Source organism: Shewanella sp. 10N.286.45.A1, from assembly GCF_041470405.1.
Lineage (GTDB): Bacteria > Pseudomonadota > Gammaproteobacteria > Enterobacterales > Shewanellaceae > Shewanella.
Genome location: NZ_JBFRMK010000016.1, coordinates 1 through 18432, shown reverse-complemented (window position 1 = coordinate 18432; position 18432 = coordinate 1). Strand labels below are relative to the sequence as shown.

General features: G+C 40.9%; 20 protein-coding genes. 15 read left to right on the top strand and 5 right to left on the bottom strand.

Annotated features, from left to right (window positions below):
- Window positions 1-7: 7 nt before the first annotated feature.
- On the bottom strand, window positions 8-361 hold the full coding sequence (locus tag AB4238_RS01580) for a hypothetical protein (protein WP_372030761.1): 354 nt from the start codon (window positions 359-361) through the stop codon (window positions 8-10).
- A 195-nt stretch (window positions 362-556) separates the two neighbouring features.
- Window positions 557-1084: a nuclear transport factor 2 family protein gene (locus AB4238_RS01575; protein ID WP_372030759.1), complete on the bottom strand. Its 528-nt coding sequence runs from the start codon at window positions 1082-1084 to the stop codon at window positions 557-559.
- 117 nt (window positions 1085-1201) lie between these two features.
- Between AB4238_RS01575 and AB4238_RS01570 the strand changes: the two genes are divergently transcribed.
- From AB4238_RS01570 to AB4238_RS01555, 4 genes are all read left to right on the top strand, one after another.
- Window positions 1202-2092: a LysR family transcriptional regulator gene (locus tag AB4238_RS01570; protein WP_372030758.1), complete on the top strand. Its 891-nt coding sequence runs from the start codon at window positions 1202-1204 to the stop codon at window positions 2090-2092.
- A 285-nt stretch (window positions 2093-2377) separates the two neighbouring features.
- The gene (locus tag AB4238_RS01565) at window positions 2378-2548 is read left to right on the top strand and encodes a hypothetical protein (protein ID WP_372030756.1); all 171 of its coding nucleotides are present in this window, start codon (window positions 2378-2380) and stop codon (window positions 2546-2548) included.
- A 464-nt stretch (window positions 2549-3012) separates the two neighbouring features.
- Entirely contained in the window at window positions 3013-3468 is a 456-nt protein-coding gene (locus AB4238_RS01560; RefSeq protein WP_372030754.1) for a hypothetical protein, read from the top strand.
- Window positions 3458-3901, top strand: a complete 444-nt coding sequence (locus tag AB4238_RS01555; RefSeq protein WP_372030752.1) for a hypothetical protein — start codon at window positions 3458-3460, stop codon at window positions 3899-3901. The genes AB4238_RS01560 and AB4238_RS01555 overlap by 11 nt, the downstream gene beginning before the upstream one ends.
- 69 nt (window positions 3902-3970) lie before the next feature.
- Here the strand turns inward: AB4238_RS01555 and AB4238_RS01550 are convergent, their stop codons facing one another.
- The 3 genes from AB4238_RS01550 to AB4238_RS01540 form a co-directional block, all read right to left on the bottom strand.
- Window positions 3971-4429, bottom strand: a complete 459-nt coding sequence (locus AB4238_RS01550; protein ID WP_372030751.1) for a DUF3653 domain-containing protein — start codon at window positions 4427-4429, stop codon at window positions 3971-3973.
- A gap of 1401 nt (window positions 4430-5830) precedes the next feature.
- Window positions 5831-7123 (bottom strand): tyrosine-type recombinase/integrase, encoded by a 1293-nt coding sequence (locus AB4238_RS01545; protein ID WP_372030749.1) that lies wholly within the window; start codon window positions 7121-7123, stop codon window positions 5831-5833.
- A gap of 504 nt (window positions 7124-7627) precedes the next feature.
- On the bottom strand, window positions 7628-8098 hold the full coding sequence (locus tag AB4238_RS01540; RefSeq protein WP_372030747.1) for a hypothetical protein: 471 nt from the start codon (window positions 8096-8098) through the stop codon (window positions 7628-7630).
- Between the two features lie 262 nt (window positions 8099-8360).
- Between AB4238_RS01540 and ccoN the strand changes: the two genes are divergently transcribed.
- From ccoN to ttcA, 11 genes are all read left to right on the top strand, one after another.
- On the top strand, window positions 8361-9797 hold the full coding sequence (gene ccoN / locus AB4238_RS01535; protein WP_372030746.1) for a cytochrome-c oxidase, cbb3-type subunit I: 1437 nt from the start codon (window positions 8361-8363) through the stop codon (window positions 9795-9797).
- A 12-nt stretch (window positions 9798-9809) separates the two neighbouring features.
- Window positions 9810-10424: a cytochrome-c oxidase, cbb3-type subunit II gene (gene ccoO / locus AB4238_RS01530; protein WP_372030744.1), complete on the top strand. Its 615-nt coding sequence runs from the start codon at window positions 9810-9812 to the stop codon at window positions 10422-10424.
- Between the two features lie 11 nt (window positions 10425-10435).
- Entirely contained in the window at window positions 10436-10612 is a 177-nt protein-coding gene (locus AB4238_RS01525; RefSeq protein WP_248976159.1) for a cbb3-type cytochrome c oxidase subunit 3, read from the top strand.
- Window positions 10612-11568 carry a cytochrome-c oxidase, cbb3-type subunit III gene (ccoP, locus tag AB4238_RS01520; RefSeq protein WP_372030743.1) on the top strand — a complete coding sequence of 319 codons (957 nt, stop codon included), beginning with the start codon at window positions 10612-10614 and terminating at the stop codon, window positions 11566-11568. The genes AB4238_RS01525 and ccoP overlap by 1 nt, the downstream gene beginning before the upstream one ends.
- 137 nt (window positions 11569-11705) lie before the next feature.
- On the top strand, window positions 11706-12185 hold the full coding sequence (locus AB4238_RS01515) for a FixH family protein (RefSeq protein WP_220736369.1): 480 nt from the start codon (window positions 11706-11708) through the stop codon (window positions 12183-12185).
- A 45-nt stretch (window positions 12186-12230) separates the two neighbouring features.
- Window positions 12231-14627, top strand: a complete 2397-nt coding sequence (locus tag AB4238_RS01510) for a heavy metal translocating P-type ATPase (protein WP_372030742.1) — start codon at window positions 12231-12233, stop codon at window positions 14625-14627.
- Window positions 14624-14848, top strand: a complete 225-nt coding sequence (gene ccoS, locus AB4238_RS01505) for a cbb3-type cytochrome oxidase assembly protein CcoS (RefSeq protein ID WP_372030741.1) — start codon at window positions 14624-14626, stop codon at window positions 14846-14848. Before AB4238_RS01510 ends, ccoS begins: the two co-directional genes overlap by 4 nt.
- Window positions 14841-15533 (top strand): sulfite exporter TauE/SafE family protein, encoded by a 693-nt coding sequence (locus tag AB4238_RS01500; RefSeq protein WP_372030740.1) that lies wholly within the window; start codon window positions 14841-14843, stop codon window positions 15531-15533. The genes ccoS and AB4238_RS01500 overlap by 8 nt, the downstream gene beginning before the upstream one ends.
- Window positions 15534-15588: 55 nt before the next feature.
- Window positions 15589-16341 carry an electron transport transcriptional regulator EtrA gene (gene etrA / locus AB4238_RS01495; RefSeq protein WP_371991503.1) on the top strand — a complete coding sequence of 251 codons (753 nt, stop codon included), beginning with the start codon at window positions 15589-15591 and terminating at the stop codon, window positions 16339-16341.
- A gap of 89 nt (window positions 16342-16430) precedes the next feature.
- A complete protein-coding gene (gene uspE, locus AB4238_RS01490) occupies window positions 16431-17363 on the top strand; it encodes a universal stress protein UspE (RefSeq protein WP_372030739.1) in 933 nt (310 codons plus the stop codon).
- Between the two features lie 79 nt (window positions 17364-17442).
- On the top strand, window positions 17443-18381 hold the full coding sequence (gene ttcA / locus AB4238_RS01485) for a tRNA 2-thiocytidine(32) synthetase TtcA (RefSeq protein WP_372030738.1): 939 nt from the start codon (window positions 17443-17445) through the stop codon (window positions 18379-18381).
- The last annotated feature ends 51 nt before the right edge of the window (window positions 18382-18432 follow it).

Genomic DNA, 18432 nt, shown 5'->3' with positions numbered 1-18432 from the left:
GAATTGTCTACAGCCCCTGTTTGGCAGATGCGTTCCAGCGAACCATCACTTTATTTTTTTCTAAAAAGTGAATTTGCTGAATATTATGCTTCATATCTAGCCCTTGTAACGATTGTACTAAACCCCACATGCCATCGAAATCGCTAGCTTTTACCATCGGGTTTCTGTCGTGATCGATTAGGTCTCTTGCGATCACTTGTTCATATTTTTCTCGATTCCCACTATCCCAAGCAACATAAAAAGCATTGATGACTTGTTCTTTGTCTGCTTTGGTCATCGTAGTGCTTATTGGTTGTGCCTGTAATGACATCGACAGCATTGTTAAAGTGATTAATCCTAATAGATTTTTAATTATGTACATTGTTTATATTCCTAGCGACCGACAAATATTTGCGGTGCCATCGAGGCACCATTAATTTTAACTACTGTTTTCTTAATTCATTAATGCCGAAAAGTTTTACTTTGAAAGTATCCATTTCAGCATTCGGATTATCTTTGACCAAAGGTATAAATTTATCGCTTTACCATTGTTTAAAGAGAAATTGATTCTACTCGCTTAAAACATTCCATTTGAGTTTGCTGCAGGAATATTAGGAGCCATCCAAGGAACAGCATTACTTTCAGAGCCGACGACCTGTAGGGTGTCCCAATGTTCTATTGCTTTACCATTAGCAGCAAAACGATAGATATCAACACCTGCAATACCAGTGTCAGTAGGATCATCACTGGTTAAATTGACAAAGTTAACATGTGCCCACACATAATCATTTACGGCCACTATCTTGTGTACAACCACGTGAAGGTTTTTGCGCTCACGAGTAAATTGTGCAAAGGCTTGACCCAATGCAATAGGACCATCGGGAAGCATAGGGTTATGCTGGATATACTCAGGATGCAGGTATTCGGCAGTCGCTTCTTCGGATTGCTTTTGGTTAATCATTTCTTCATAAAGATTAAGTGTTGTTTTGATATTTTGAATACTCGCTTTATCTTCAGCATTGACAATGACAACTAAAGGTGTGTCTGCTGGTTGAGTTGACAGGATGCTCGAAAAGCTTTCCAAGTCGTGGTTAGATTCATTCATAATGGACTACCTGTTATTTTCAATTACTGTTTAACTATTCAACAAAACAAATATACGCTTTGCGAAAATGCTTTTAAATGGGTAAAGTTGCAATATGAAATTGCACAGGTGCAAACGATGGATTGGAATGACATACGTTTTATTTTAGCTATAGCAAATTATGGGACGCTCCACGAAGCTGCTGCACATTTGAAAGTCAATCATTCAACGGTATGGCGGCGCATACAATCATTGGAAAAATCTTTTGCAACGCAAATATTTTTGGTTGATAGGAACGGATATACCCTAACGAAAGCGGGTGAAGGGGTTATAGAGCATGCTAGAGCTATGGCTGCAAACATGGATGCAATAGAAAGAGTCATATCAGGTCAAAATAAAGAACTTAAAGGGCTAATTAAGTTAACGGCACCAGCAGTGTTCGCAAATGGTGTTCTGCCTAAATTGATAAAAGAATTTAGAAGTATTCATCCTGCAATAAACTTTGAATTACATGTCGACGGTACCGCCTTGAGTCTAGAAAAGCGCGAAGCTGATATTGCGTTTAGGTTCACAAATAATGTACCAGACGATGTAATAGCCCATGAACTTGGGCTATCAAGTTGGTCATTGATGATTAGCAAAGAGCTTTATCAAGGGAAAAAGTTAACACTTGATGAGTTAAAAGAGTGGCCTTTAATTGGATATGTCGATTTTCAAACACCTGCTGCACAATGGTTTGATGCAATGTTTCATGAGTCCGCCAAAGTCATATCGTGCAATGATGTTTCCCATGCACTCTCTTGCGCTAGAGAAGGCTTAGGAGTTGCATTACTCCCTATTTCCCATGAATCATCATTAACGACTGTATATACTCTCCCTTCACAATTTAATATTAGGGGATGGCTTATAAGCCACAAAGACTTAAGAACATCAGCCAAAATTAAAACGTTTTGGGATTTTATTTTAAATAAACATAAAGAAAATAACATAATAGATTTAGCAGTAAGTAGCTTAAGCGATACTCGATAGAAATAACAATATGAGTCAGAGTTATTTACCAGATTGTAATTCCGCGTGGCACTCACAATTTTAATGTTTAGATACTAATCTGCTTAAAAAGCGATTGGCAATCGCTGGTCCATAAAAATGATGGGCGGTTTATTATCTTTGAACCTGCCTTTTATAGCATACGAGCCGCCGCGCGAATAATGTAAAACTACCGCGAAAAATACGGCTTAAACACTATCAAGGGCATAGTTAACAGAAGGCCATCGCCAGGTTATAACAATTCAACTGAAAAAATATATTGGCTTCATGGCAAGCCGCGCGGGCGTTCACGCCGATGCAGCAAACGCAATTGTGGTTGTGGGTGACGCAGTAGTCAGCGGGCAGGGCTTAGGCGTGGCAGCCGTTGGGGCGATTGGTGCCTATGAAGCGTTTAAAAACGAGCGCAAAAACGATAAAACAAAGGCTTTGCGGGGGTAAGAGTGGATCTAAACAAATTTGAAAAGGGCGGTAAGATGGGAGCGACCGCCGCCGCCTTAATTTTACTGTTCTCAATACAGCAAGACGGCGCAGACTGAACAGCTTATTTAGTCGATATGATTAACAAAGTTGATGACCGAGTGATTGTGATTGAAACCGTATTAAATACCATGAAAGAGATTGAACAAAATACCGGGGGTCGCTGATGTTTGATGGTATGCCAAACGAATTTAGCGTTGATGTAAGAACGCCCGAACCAGTAGTTGTCAGCCTACAACCAAGCAGAGAATTGCTGGTATTGAGTTAGTCGCCGCCGCTTGGGTTAAGCGCCGATAGCTGCCATATTATTAATAGTGGTCTAATCTAAGTGACATTGTCTTTTTAACTTAATAATTTTAATGACCTAACCGTTAAGTTGCTCTATTATCGAGTCTTTAAACCTTCTTATGCCTAAGGGGATTGGTGTGGCTGATGAAACGATAGTTAAACTGCAGACGCATGTTCAAGGAAGGGAGTTTGATGAACCTTTTTACATGTCCGGTGGTATAGATATTGAGCCGGAAAGATACATCGCAGAAAAGCCTTACGACCTTACTAAATATGAATTTAAAGTATTAAAAAAGTCATCATCATCAATAATATGGTTTAACTTGTGCGCAGGCGGTACCGCAGGAATCGTGATCGCGGTAATAGGTAAAACATTAGCATCATTAATTGAAAAAACTACACCTTCGGTTTCAGTTTGGGAAATAATTGCAATCATAGCAGGCGTAGGTATTAGCTTGCTCATCAAAAAATACTATAAATCCGAAGACGAAAAGGAAAAAGAACAGTTGTTAGAAATAGTTGAGTCGCATTTTGTTCAAAATCCGATGCGTAGAGTCCATCTGACTAGCGGGGAAAACAACAATGAAATATAAGTCATTGCCTAGTAATTATAGACCTCCTAAAAAGATGCAAATAGGGACTAATTCGATAGAAAATGTACAAAAGCTTGTTTCTTTTAAAGGTCATATACCTATTTTGATTGGCGAAGGAAAGATACCTCATATTTGGATAAATGTTCCAGTAAATCAAGAAGGTAATGAGTGGTATCCATTAGTGAAAGATAATTTCTCAACTAACCAAGTTGTTATAGTTATCAAAAGAGAAAACGGTGTAAAAGTAACCACGCCTGATGGTGTTGTAATAGATTGTGAAATCGATACCAATGGTGATATCTATGTTAAAAAGCTAAATCTTAGGCCATTCGGGATCAATGTTTTTGCAGATGAAGCCTCTTTGAATGTAATGGGAACAACGTTTACTTCGAGTGGTTTTAATAATGTAGACACTGTTGTAGGAATTGGTTAAGAACCATTTTAAAGTCGATAAGAAATTCACGAGGAGTGCCCATATCAAGTAATCGGCATTCCTATTTTACTATTTTTTCTTCACCACACTTTTGCTAAAGATACCTTTAGGCGCCACAATTGGCGAGTCTTTCAACTTGTTTAGAGTGCCTATCATAACGTCAATTTCTTCTCTGATAGCATCGGCCTCCATGTTGTTACGCAATGAATCAACTTGCTCATTGAGCTTTCTATTTTGAGTGCGGTCTATACGGTGAAACTGTTTATCATAAAACAGCTTTAGCAATTCGCTAGCGCTAAACGAATGCTGCTTAAATGGCGTTAACAGCCGTTCGCCATCGTTAGAAAACACAAAGCCGTCCCATTCTTTAGTATCGGGGATTGACCGCAAATGTAAGGCTACGTGCTTATCAACCCAAGTCGGGCAACCAGTTGCAACCCAATTGTTGATTGTGCGGGAAGTAACGCTAAAAAGTTTGGCGGCTTGTAGGGTATCAAGTGATCCATTGTCACGAATGAAGTTAGCCAAAAAGAAACTAAGTGTTTTTGGTGTTATAGCTGTAAATCCATTTCATAAATAGGAGCCTTGATTATTCAAAAGGTTTCTAACAGCGGCAACTATCTAGGTAAAAAGCAAACTAATCAACAGTACGTAAAACGTTTATAAATAGGCGTTATCTATTTGAACAAATGCTAACAAGCAATCAGTCTATGACCTTTGATTTATGAAATACATCTAAATGCGCACAATGTATATTATGTTAAATAGGGTTTGAGATTATATAAGTTCTTGTAGCGGAAGCTGCTACCTACTCTTTGTAAGCATAATCACGAACTCTTTGTTTACATGTACCTTTTATTGCTACTTAAACCGAAATCTACAGCATTTTGACACGCTGCTGTGTTGATTCTGCAGTAGTAAGCCTAGCAAACTTGCAAAGCAGCCACACAGCGCACGCTAGATTTTAGCTCTATCAAACTAAATCAAACGACTCGCTTTAGTTTTACTATCTTTCATTGCCGCTAACGTTAGTTTTGTAAAAGCGCTACTTAACTGTAGTCAGTAACGATGAATTCGAAACAGTTAGCTGCAGCGATTAGTTGATTAGTTGATTAGTTGATTAGTGAGCATTGAATCCGAATGACTGATGATTCACCGAACAGAGCCTGGCCTTTATAAGAATTCGTTTTTAATCTATACATCTGACACTAATCGATGCCGATGCTTGGCTGTGCTGGAATCCTCAATACTGCAAACTAAACATTAAGTCCTAAGCACTAATCACTAAGCATCCAGTATGTACAATAACGTTGGCGTTTAGAAGCTTGACGATTAGACAACCAGCTTAACACTTGTCGTACTTAATACTTAAGTGATGGCGTATTTGTTTGGCAACAGCTTATTGAACCATCCGGCTAATGCCTTCAACGTTTGTTATCCCGTTTAGGCTAGATTTAACGTATAGCTAAGTTTTAACAAACATATTTTTATTTTACCGTTTGGCAGTCCTTAGTGTTTCAATGTGGCGAAATCGACATACTGCTGCATTTTTATATAACTGTGGCTACCAATGTATGACGCAGTGTTCGACGCAGTGTTCGAGAGTTTATTTTTGTACAAGGCATTGTTAAAACAGTCTATTAAGGCTGTGCTTACAGGCCAACGGTTGTTACATCTGGATCGGAGCAATCGATAGCGACAATTTAAACTGACTATTCAACATCGCTAAAAGACTACGTTAATCATATTAATAACTATTGTTTTAAAGCTGAGATTCGCTATGACACATAGGTATTGCCTGGATGAATGTTTGTATTAACGGGCTTTATAAGTGGAGAATTAGAGTTTTTAGGTGGATGCCGATAATGTCACTTATCGGCATTAAGCTATCAGAATTATTTAGCGCTTTGCTTTTATTTAAGCTTAGTTTTACTCAATACCTTGTAGGTTATCTAACGGTTTATTTTGACCGCTTTGATGACGTTCTATCTGTGTGGTGTGCAAATATTGTGATGTGGTATCGATGCTCTCATGTCCAGCATCGGCTTGCACATGAGACAACGGCCTGCCATGAATATTGATGTCATGAGTGATCCCTGTATGCCGTATATTGTGGATGCTCAGTTGCCTCATCTGTGCACCATCTTCGACAAAGCCGTCATTTTCGGCACTTATCGCTGCAAGTACGATGATCTTGTCTACTTCTTCTCGTATCTGGCGGATCCCGAGGTTTGCATTAATACAGCCAACTTCCCTGCCTCGTCCAGCTGCTCTTTGTCTAATAATAAGTGGGTGCTGCTCATTTGATTTCGGGTAATCTACTAGACCTAAATAATGTCTGTACTCCACTAATGCCTCAAGCAATGCATTAGATATAGAAACGGTACGACGCTTACCACCTTTACTTGATGGAATATGAAAACTCCAAATTCCAGTTTGCGGATTACGTTTAAATTGTGCCATTACTGGCGAGTACCCTGCTCTTGCTGCAACCTCGGATACTCTTAGATAACAGCTATAAATTAGTTTAATTAAAAACAAGCTACGTTGATGGGTTTCTGGCTGCTCTTTGGCTAACTTGGTGACAGTTGAAATAACGTAAGACCATTGCAACTCGGTAAAAGCGAGTTGATTGTCACCGTCGTTATCTAGACGATATTTCTTACTTGAAGCAAACCTGCTTTTATTAAGCCACATCTGTGCGGGGTTCTTCTCTACATAATCTTCACTCATTAAATAGGCATAGAAAGAAGACAAAATGGCGATTTTGGTTTTTAAGGCACTTTCACTCAACACATAAGGTTGAATTTTATCTGCAGTCTTCTTACCGCGAAATGGCAACCACTGTGGGTTTGGCGTTCGCAGTGAGCTGCCCTTCTCTGCTCTGAACTGAGCGACATTATAAAAGCCAATAAGGTTTTGTGGCGGAGCTTGACAATATTCTACATATTTTCCAATCTCTTTGCGGCCAACCTTAAGCAGATCTTGCTCTGCAACGTCAAAACACCAATGTAGAAAAGTGGTTAGCTCGCTGCGGTATGCTTTATAGTTATTTTCACTGTACTTTTGTTCTGCTAGCCAGTCACTGGCATGCTCAAATACAACACTGGCGTCTTCAATGCCGCTTAAAGAGAGTTGAGTAATACGTTGATTGACTATTGGATTACCATTTTCAAGGTACTCAATAGCGTCGAAGAGTGGCATTACAATTGGAAGTTGCATTGATGAGTCGCTTGGAATACTAATTAATAGGACTATATTAATCAGTTAGATGATTCTTGAGTAGTGTTGTTCTCTATAAAGGTTATATTTCTTTATTTAGCTGTTAGTGACCTTAATTTTTGATGAACACTGGCTGTTACATTCACTGGCGCATTGCCGGTTGCAACTTATGCGTTTCTCACAACACCAGAGACATAGTTGCCAAACTGTATTTTTTGATTCTGAATCTAGGCACTTAAAGTCAGCTGCACATAAATGTCCTTGCTGGATCAATTGCGCTATCTTTTGTTGTGGGATACTAATGTTAAGGTGTTTGTTACTGGCTTCCATGAGGTTCTCTACCGATATTACATTTACTGTAAAGCCAATATACCTAAATGAGAATAATTATCAATAGCGTTTTGTCGGTTGTGAGAGTTAACCCCTTATTTGACAGTATGTGATTATCTAATGCTGAGTATTGTGGTAAGAAATACTCACCGCATACTACTTTAAAAATTGCTTTTAAGTTTCATTATCGCTGTCGGCTAAAAATTCAAAAATAGTGAATTTCTCGATGCCGTTGACTTCAAAACTTACAACTGCTTGCCAAACCATGTAACCACTGCTGCACGAACCGTAGATTAATGGAGCTTGATAGCTATTTTTGCCTATCTCAGTCAAATTGACTGGGATAATCCCCATAAACATATCTCTACCTTCGATACGGACCTTAACGTTTTCCAACCTTGTAGAACTGGTCAAATTTAGCGTAAGGGGCTTTTCACTTGGGGTATTCCAAGGGGAGATGCTCAAGTCTAAATCAATGTCATTAACCGACTTTGTACATGGGCCAATTTGAAAATTACATAAACTAGGGTCGGCCTTAAAAACGGTTGTTTTTTTGTTAGCATTAGGTTCGCAACCGCTAATCAATAACCCAATTAAACACAGAGATAAAACTCTCAATACTATTGATTTGTGAGTATTTTGCACAATAAATAACCTTTTAACTAACTCTGTTAACATTCTATGGAGTAGCTTGATCTAGATCAACTTTTCTATAGCCCTAATTCCTATCTTTTTTGACATAGCTCAAGTATCATTGCATTGCTTAGCGTTTACTTCATGAAATGCTAGGTTACACATTGACACAGGCAACTTATTCCCTGTAGGGAAGCGCTAATTTGTGTCATTTTGCCGGGTAGAGTTTAACTCTACTCAATAATAAGTATAAGTAATAAGCAGTGGAAGCAATATGATGAACCATTCCCAGCCTCAAGGCGCTGATTACAACTACACTATTGTCCGTCAATTCGCCCTAACAACTGTGTTATGGGGAATTGTTGGAATGTCAGTAGGTGTATTGATCGCAGCCCAGTTAATCTGGCCGCAACTAAACTTTGAAACTCCATGGTTAACGTATAGTCGTCTTCGACCTCTACATACGAACGCCGTGATTTTCGCGTTTGGTACTTCAGCCCTTTTTGCCACATCCTATTATATCGTTCAACGCACCTGTCAAACCAAACTTTTTGCGCCTAAGTTAGCCGCATTTACGTTTTGGGGATGGCAAGCCATTATTCTATCAGCAGCAATAAGTCTGCCTCTTGGTATCACAAGTGGTAAGGAATATGCTGAGTTAGAATGGCCTATTGATATCGCAATTACCATCGTATGGGTTGCGTATGCAGTGGTGTTCTTCGGTACCATCATTAAACGAACAACTTCTCACATTTATGTGGCGAACTGGTTCTTTGGTGCCTTCATTATCACCGTAGCAGTGTTGCACATAGTTAACTCTATGGCAGTTCCGCTAACGCTGACCAAGTCCTACTCACTTTATAGTGGTGCAGTCGACGCAATGGTTCAGTGGTGGTACGGCCATAACGCGGTTGGTTTCCTACTAACAGCGGGCTTCTTGGGTATGATGTACTACTTCGTACCGAAGCAAGCGGGTCGCCCTGTTTATTCATATCGTTTATCTATTGTTCACTTCTGGGCATTGATTGCTTTGTACATCTGGGCTGGTCCTCACCACCTACATTACACAGCACTTCCAGATTGGACTCAATCACTTGGTATGGTGATGTCGCTGATTCTATTCGCTCCTTCATGGGGTGGTATGATTAACGGTATCATGACGTTATCGGGTGCTTGGCACAAACTACGTACAGACCCTATCCTGCGTTTCCTTGTTGTTTCATTGTCTTTCTATGGTATGTCTACCTTTGAAGGCCCTATGATGGCAATTAAGACGGTTAACGCACTATCGCATTACACTGATTGGACTGTTGGTCACGTTCACTCTGGTGCATTGGGTTGGGTTGCTATGGTTTCTATCGGTTCTCTGTATCACTTGATACCTGTTCTGTTTAGCCATGGTCGCATGTACAGCACAAACTTAATTAACGTTCATTTCTGGTTGGCAACAATCGGTACTGTTCTTTATATCGTTTCAATGTGGATCTCTGGTGTAATGCAGGGTCTGATGTGGCGCGCAGTTAACTCTGACGGTACATTGACTTACAGCTTCGTTGAAAGCTTAGAAGCCTCTTACCCATTCTACTTTGTTCGTTTCTTAGGTGGTGTTTTCTTCCTGACAGGTATGTTGATTATGGCATACAACGTGTTCCGTACTGTTAAGGCCCCTAAAGATTCTTTGCCAGCAATTGCTGATGCAAAAGCAGCTTAAGGAGTAGATTCGATGAAATTTAATCATGAGTTAGTTGAGAAAAACATCGGTCTATTAGGGATATTTACAGTTATCGCAATCAGCTTTGGTAGCTTGGTTGAGATCACTCCCCTACTTTTCCAAAAAGACACGACTGAGCCGCTAGAAGGTCAGATCCCTTACACTGCTTTGCAGATTGAAGGTCGTGATATCTATGTTCGTGAAGGTTGTTATAACTGTCACAGCCAGATGATCCGTCCTCTACGTGCAGAAACAGAACGCTACGGACATTACTCTGTTGCGGGTGAGTCTGTATGGGATCACCCATTCCAGTGGGGTTCTAAGCGTACAGGTCCTGATTTGGCTCGTGTTGGTGGTCGTTACAGTGATAAATGGCATGAGGTGCATTTAATTGACCCTCGCGCCGTAGTACCACAGTCAAACATGCCAGGTTTCCCTTGGTTGGCAGACAACAAGCTTACCGGCGAGTTGACTGGCAAGAAAATGGACATCTTACGCAACCTTCATCCTACACATAAGCTGTATACCGATGAAGAGATTGCTGGGGCTAAAGACGCTGTGAAAGATAAGACGGAAATGGAAGCATTGATCGCTTATCTTCAATCACTTGGCCACGCGCTTAAATAAGGAGGCAAATTATGGATTACGGCACATTACGAGGAATTATAACCATCGTAGTAATGGTGACCTTCATCGGTATATTTGCTTGGGCTTACAGCTCGAGTCGCAAAAAGCAATTCGACGATGCAGCTAATCTTGTTTTCTCTGATGAAGAGCAAAGCCCAGTTGCGAATAACTCAGGAGAGCCAAAGTAATGACAAACTTCTGGAGTATATGGATTATCGTACTCTCGTCTGTGGTAATCATTGGTTGTGTTTTTCTACTGCGTGCATGTTCTAAGAACGACACCGGTGTAGAAGAAGGCGAATCAATGGGCCATAGCTTCGACGGTATTGAAGAACTAAACAACCCACTGCCAAAATGGTGGAGTTATATGTTCTACATTACTATCGTATTTGGTGTCATCTATCTTGCACTTTATCCAGGTATGGGTAGCTTTAAAGGCCTATTAGGTTGGACAAGTTCGAACCAAAGCGTTCGTACACTTGAAGAATCTCAGAAAGCTGTTGAAGACGCGTTAAAAGAAGGCCGTTGGGTTCAGTATGACCAAGAAGTCATTCAAGCTGACGAAAAGTTTGGCCCTATCTTTAGAAAGTACGCTGAAACACCATTGGAAGAGTTAGTTAATAACAAAGAAGCACTGAAAGTTGGTGGTCGTTTGTTCTTACAAAACTGTGCAATGTGTCATGGTAGTGATGCTCGTGGTAGTAAAGGCTTCCCTAACCTCACCGATGGTGCTTGGTTATATGGTGGCGAACTAGAAACGATTAAGACATCCATTATGAATGGTCGTCACGGTATGATGCCGCCTAAAGGTGGTCTACCAATCGAAGACAGTGAATTACCTGGTCTAGCTGAATACGTAGTTAAGTTATCAGGCCGTGAACATGACGCTGCACTAGCAGCTCAAGGTCAAGGTTCATTCATGAAGGGCTGTTTTGCTTGTCATGGTATGGACGGTACTGGTAACAAGTTCATGGGCGCACCTAACTTAACTGACAATGCGTGGCTATATGGCGGCAGCCGTGGCGCGATTCAACAGTCGATTAAGAATGGTCGTAGTGGCGTAATGCCAGCATGGAAAGATGTATTAGGTGAAGAGAAAGTTCACGTAATCTCTGCATACGTTTATAGCTTGTCAAACAAGTAGTTACACTAGCGTAACATTAAACGAAATATTAAGGCCTCGTCACTCACGAGGCCTTTTTTTTAAGTGCTAAATCACAGTTTTAACTGTAAAATACCGACTTCAAAAACATCATTCTCTGCAAATAATAGGTGTAAAAAATGTCAACTCCTCAACCCTGGTATAAACAATTCTGGCCTTGGTTTTTAATCATTCTTCCCCTTTGTGCAGTCGTTGCTAGCGTTAACTTGTTATATCTTGCTGTTTCAAATAAAGATTCACTGGTGTCAGAGGATTACTATAAAGAAGGTAAAGGCATTAATATGGACCTTCGAAAAATCAAACATGCTAAGCAGTTAGGGATGAACTATCTACTTGAGTTTGATGATGAATACGTTGAGCTGTCTCAGCAAGGTGGCGAGAACTATCAAGCGGCATTAAGTGTTGGCTTTTTTCATCCAACAATGGCTGAAAAAGACTTTAATGAAATCGTCACTGCAGATGCAAACGGTGTCTACCGTATTGAGATAGACCAGCCAATTTCAGGACCTTGGGAAGTGCGTATCGAAGGCTTTGATCAGACTTGGCGCATTCAGCAGCGCGTAACGTTAGTAGACGACCAGCAATATTGGCTAAACTAACAACGTCATTAAAATAATTCTAACAATTAGTATGAACCCAAATCTATGAGCCAGATCAGTTGCTATCATTGCAGTGAACCCGTACTTACTGGTACGCAGTTTACCACGCAGATCCAAAATGAAGAGCAACCCATGTGTTGTCCGGGTTGCCAAGCTGTATCACAAGCGATTATCGATGCGGGTTTAACTAACTATTATAAGTTTCGTACCGAACCAGGTAGTAAGCAAACCGCGTTAGTACCAGAAGAATTGGCCAGTGTTAGTGCTTATGACCTGCCTGAAGTACAACAGGACTTTATTCAACATCGAGATGACCTCAATGAGGTGTCTCTAACTATTGATGACATTACTTGCGCCGCTTGCGCTTGGCTGATTGAACATCAAGTTAAAAAGCTCAGTGGCGTAGTTAGTGTACAAGTTAATTCTACCACTCAGCGAGCACTCATTGCATGGCAAGCTGAGCAGGTTAAGTTGAGTGAAATACTCAATAAAATTGGCGCTATTGGCTATCAAGCAGCGCCTTTCCAAGTCGATGAGCAAGAAACAAAGAGCAAAAAAGACAGTAGAAAATTTTTAGTCCGTCTCGGGTTAGCAGGCTTTGCGACCATGCAAGTGATGATGTTTGCCCTCGCCCTCTACTCTGGTTACTTTACCGATTTAGATACCGAATATAGAGATTATTTCCGTTGGGTTAGCATGCTTTTTGCCGCCCCAGTTGTGTTTTACTCCGCACAACCCTTCTACTTTAGCGCCATAAGGTCCTTGCTTATGGGGCGCTTGAATATGGACGTCTCAGTCAGCATCGCGATATGTGGCGCTTATATCGCCAGTTGTATTGAAACCATTAATGGCACGGGAGAGGTCTATTTCGAATCTGTTTCAATGTTTACTTTCTTTTTATTACTGGGGCGCTTCTTTGAACAAAATGCACGCCAAAAAGCCTCAGTCAGCTCGAGTAACTTACATAAACTGGTGCCGTTAACCGCCCATTTAAAAACTGAAAACAGTATCGAAGAAGTCCCGGCTAAAAGACTCATCATTGGCGATGCTATTCTAGTGAAGCCCGGTGATGTTATAGCTGCAGACGGCATTATTATTGAAGGGAAATCTTCAATAAACGAAGCGATGTTAACTGGTGAACAGATGCCGGTGGCAAAGGCTGCTGAATCACAAGTGTTTGCTGGCACTATCAATATAGAACAACCCATTACAGTGAAAGTCACCGCATTGGGGCAAGATCAACTTGTCGCGGAGATAATAAGGCTGCAAGAGATCGCTTCAAATAGTAAACCCAAAATTGCTCTTTATGCTGATAGATTTTCTAATTACTTCACTGCTGCAATTTTATTGATAGCAACAGCCACTTATATATTTTGGTATTTTTATTCCCCAGAAGATGCTTTTTGGGTAACACTCTCGGTGTTAGTTGCAACCTGCCCTTGTGCTTTGGCACTAGCAACCCCAACCGCAGTTACATGCGGTACAGCAATTTTAACTAAACTTGGGATTATTACCCGCAAAGCAGGCGTTTTTGAAAAGCTCCCTAAGCTTAACCATATCGTTTTTGATAAAACTGGCACACTCACCTTAGGCTCATTATCGATAACTGATGTGCAGATGATAAAGACAGCGAAAAACAATGTTTCTGAAGAGAAAGTGATGCAATATGCGGCAGCGCTTGAAGCAAGTTCATTACACCCTATCGCCCGAGCTTTTCAACCGTATTTAAACCAAACAATTAAAGTGTTAGATAAAAAAAGCTTTGTTGGAAACGGCCTGCAAGGTGTTATTGATGGTCATTTAGTAAAAATCGGCAGCCAGTCATTTATCAATGGCAGCAATGAAGCAGAAAAAGAGGTCATTGTTTGGTTAAGCATTGATGATGTTGTTCAAGCGAAAATAACACTTGCAGATGAAATTAGGCCCGATACTGCGCAAGCCGTTACCGCGCTTAAAGCGTTAGGCTGTAATATTAGTATCGCAAGTGGTGATAACTCAGGCGAAGTAGCAGCCCTAGCAAAACGACTGGGGATTGAAAACTGGCATAATGGTCTGTTGCCTGAAGACAAACTGGCGCTGATTCAGAAACTACAACAAAACCAACAAGTGGCAATGTTCGGTGACGGTATTAACGATGCTCCGGTACTTGCAGGTGCCAACCTGTCAGTGGCAATGGGAAGCGGCGCAGCTATCAGTAAAAACAGTGCTGATATCATACTGCTTGGTGATAACCTTTCACGTTTCTCTGATGCGGTTAAAGTCGCTAAGAAAACTGGACTCATCATCAAACAGAATTTGTTCTGGGCGCTGGCTTATAACCTGTTTATAATTCCCCTTGCTGTTAGTGGCCATGTTGCTCCTTATATCGCTGCTATTGGTATGTCTGCCAGTTCACTCATTGTCGTAAGCAATAGCTTAAGACTACTCAAGGTACGTGTATGAGCATTATTTATGTCTTGATCCCCATCGCCATGTTGTTTGTGCTCGTCGCAGTTGGCATTTTCTTTTGGGCCGTTCGCTCAGATCAATTTGATGACTTAGAAAAGCAAAGTGTCTCTATTTTGTTTGAAGATGATAACACCCAAGGTGACTCCGCAAAGTCATCAGAAAAGCCGACAATAACGCCCCCTAAAGATAACGGGAATAACACACCGAGTGAATGATTACAGTCTAGTCGGTGCGTTTCTTGTCGGAATCATGGGAGCTGGCCATTGCATTGGTATGTGTGGCGGCCTGGTTGGCGCATTGTCGGCAAACATTCCGCAAAAAAATGGCAGCAATACTCTCGTAGATCAACTTGGATACCTTTTTAGCTATAACAGTGGTCGAATCATCAGCTATGCCGCGGCTGGTGCGCTTGTTGGTCTCAGCACCAATGCTTTAGGCTTGCTTTTTAACGTTGACCTATACTTATTAGTATTAAGAATTTTTGCCGGAATAATGATGATTATTACCGGACTTTACATCGCACAAATTTGGTCTGGAGTTGTCCAAATAGAACGATTGGGTAAAGGCCTTTGGAAATTAGTTTCCCCTTTAGCTAATCGCTTTATACCCATTAAAAGTAAACCACATGCTTTTATAGCCGGCGGATTGTGGGGTTGGTTGCCATGTGGATTAGTCTACAGCATGCTAACCTGGGCAGTCGCAGCGGGTAATGCGCTAGACGGCGCGTTAATTATGGCTGCATTTGGTTTAGGTACACTTCCAGCACTGCTTAGCGCAGGTGTTGCTGCAAGTACATTTAGTCGTTGGGTTCAAAAAAGTGCTGTAAAAAAAGTAAGTGGAATGCTGCTTATCGGCTTTGGATTACAAACCTTATATGTGGCTATTGGGCAGCTAAACTAGCCCCAATTATTAAATTAGTTTAACATAGCAAGTGAATACAGAACTGAGATAGATAATGAGCGTAGATAACAACAAAAATCGTCGTCAAATGGCATCAGGCTGTGCGATTCATTGTCATGATTGCAGCATGGGTACCTTGTGTATTCCTTTCACGCTGAATGCTAATGAATTAGATCAATTAGACGAAATAATTGAACGTAAAAAACCTATTCAAAAAGGCGAGGCAATTTTTAAGTCTGGTGACCAGCTTAAATCCCTTTTTGCCATCCGCTCTGGCACTATCAAAAGCTATACCATCACTGAACAAGGCGATGAACAGATTACCGGTTTTCACTTAGCCGGTGACGTAATAGGATTTGACGGAATTCATTCACAATTCCATCAAAGCTTTGCACAAGCTTTAGAAACTTCGATGGTTTGCGAAATCCCCTACACAACACTTGATGACCTAACCGGCAAAATGCCAAAACTAAGACAGCAAGTGATGCGTTTGATGAGTAACGAGATCCAAAGCGATCAAGAGATGATTCTGCTGTTAAGTAAGAAAAATGCTGAAGAAAGATTGGCGGCATTTATTAGTAACCTTGCAAAGCGTTTTGGCAGCCGCGGCTTCTCACCAAGAGAGTTTCGTTTAACCATGACTCGTGGTGATATCGGTAATTATCTCGGCCTTACTGTTGAAACCATCAGTCGTTTATTAGGCCGCTTTCAAAAAGCCGAACTGATTGAAGTTAAAGGTAAATACATTACTATTCTCGATATTGATGCTTTGAGTAATTTAGCAGGAAATAGTAATATTGCTCGTTAATGAGTATCGACTAATCAGTTGATCTAAAACAATGAATAACCATCGATTTGGTGCAAGATGGTAATACAACATTAGATAAGGATAAAGTTATGATGGACTATCAAAAACTCCTTGTTGTGGTTGACCCAACCACAGATAAACAAGCTGCATTAGCACGTGCTGTTAAGCTCGCTTCTGCAAACAATGCGAGTATTACCGTCTTTTTATCTATCTTCGATTTCTCTTATGAAATGACTTCAATCTTGTCCGGGCAAGAACGCGAAGCAATGCGCGAAGGCGTGGTAGCCCAACGTAAAGCTTGGTTAGATGACATCGTTGAGCCCTTTAAGACTGATAAGGTTACAATAGAAACTGAAGTTGTCTGGCATAACCGTCCTTTTGAGAGCATCATTCAACATGCTATTAGCGGTCAATATGATGTAATCGTTAAAGGGACTCATGAGCACGATAAACTCAAATCAGTGATATTTACACCTACCGATTGGCATCTTTTAAGAAAAGCACCCGTTCCAGTACTGCTCGTCAAAGAACATGACTGGCCCGTTGCCGGAAAAATAGTTTGTGCGATTAATGTAAGCTCTGAAGATGAAACAAATCAATCTCTAAACGTCAAAATAATTAAGCATGCTAAAAAGCTAGCTGAACAATTTGATGCACAGGTCCACCTCGTCAATGGTTACCCTGGCACGCCGGTCAACCTTGCGATTGAGTTACCAGACTTTGATTCACACTCCTACAGTGAAACTATTCGTAATCAACATGAAGAGCGTATTACCTACCTTGCTAATGCTTATGATATTTCTTCAGATTTTTGCCATGTGCGAGAAGGTTTACCTGAAGATGTTATTCCTGAACTGGCTGAAAAGCTCGACGCGGAACTGGTTATTCTAGGTACTGTGGGTAGAACAGGAATTTCAGCGGCTTTAATTGGTAATACAGCCGAACATGTCATCGATAGTATCAATTGCGATCTACTCGCCGTAAAACCAGACGGCTATAAATCTCCGCTAGATGACGCATAACCGCTAATAGGCTTTACCCAGAGCTGATTAGCTGGAATAATACGCGCCCTGAACATTTGTGTACTAGGCGCGTTTTTTTATGTCCCAAGAATTAACAGCAGAACAGATCTCTCGAAGCAATAAACTACAGAAGCGTTTGCGCTCTGAAGTTGGCAAAGCAATTGGCGATTACAACATGATCGAAGAAGGCGATCGTGTCATGTGCTGCTTATCAGGTGGCAAAGACAGTTACGCTATGCTCGATATTCTGGTTAATCTTCAGCAACGTGCTCCAATTAAATTTGAGATAGTTGCGGTTAATCTTGACCAAAAGCAACCAGGGTTCCCTGAAGAGATCTTACCAGCTTATCTTGATACGCTCGGCGTGGCATACCATATCTTAGAAAAAGATACCTACTCAATCGTAAAAGATAAAATCCCTGAAGGTAAGACGACCTGCTCATTATGCTCACGCTTACGTCGTGGCACGTTATATGGCTTCGCTCAAAAAATTGGCGCAACAAAAATTGCCCTTGGTCACCATAGAGATGACATCATTGAAACCATGTTTTTGAACATGTTCTTTGCCGGTAAAATGAAAGCAATGCCGCCAAAGCTATTATCTGACGATGGTGCCAACATGGTCATACGCCCTCTTGCCTATAGTCGTGAGAAAGATATTGCAGAATATGCTGAATTAAAGCAGTTCCCTATTATCCCTTGCAACCTGTGTGGCTCACAGGAAAACCTTAAACGAGCAGCGGTTAAAGAGATGTTAGTCCAGTGGGATAGAGATTTCCCTGGCCGTATAGAGACAATATTTACAGCGATGCAAAATACTGCGCCTTCTCAAGGTGTTGATAGAGATAAATTTGATTTCTTGGCCTTAGAGCGAAATGCAGATGCACCTTTAAAAGGTGATGTAGCAGAATCCGACCTACCAGCTTTTGATTTTGTTGACGTTGCTAACAACGGCCACATCGATTTAGATAAAGCCGCCCGCATCGATGTAGTTAGTACTTATAGCCCCAACAGCTAATCAAATTTTCTCAATTAAAAAGCCCTCTATTAAGAGTAATGCCGATCATTT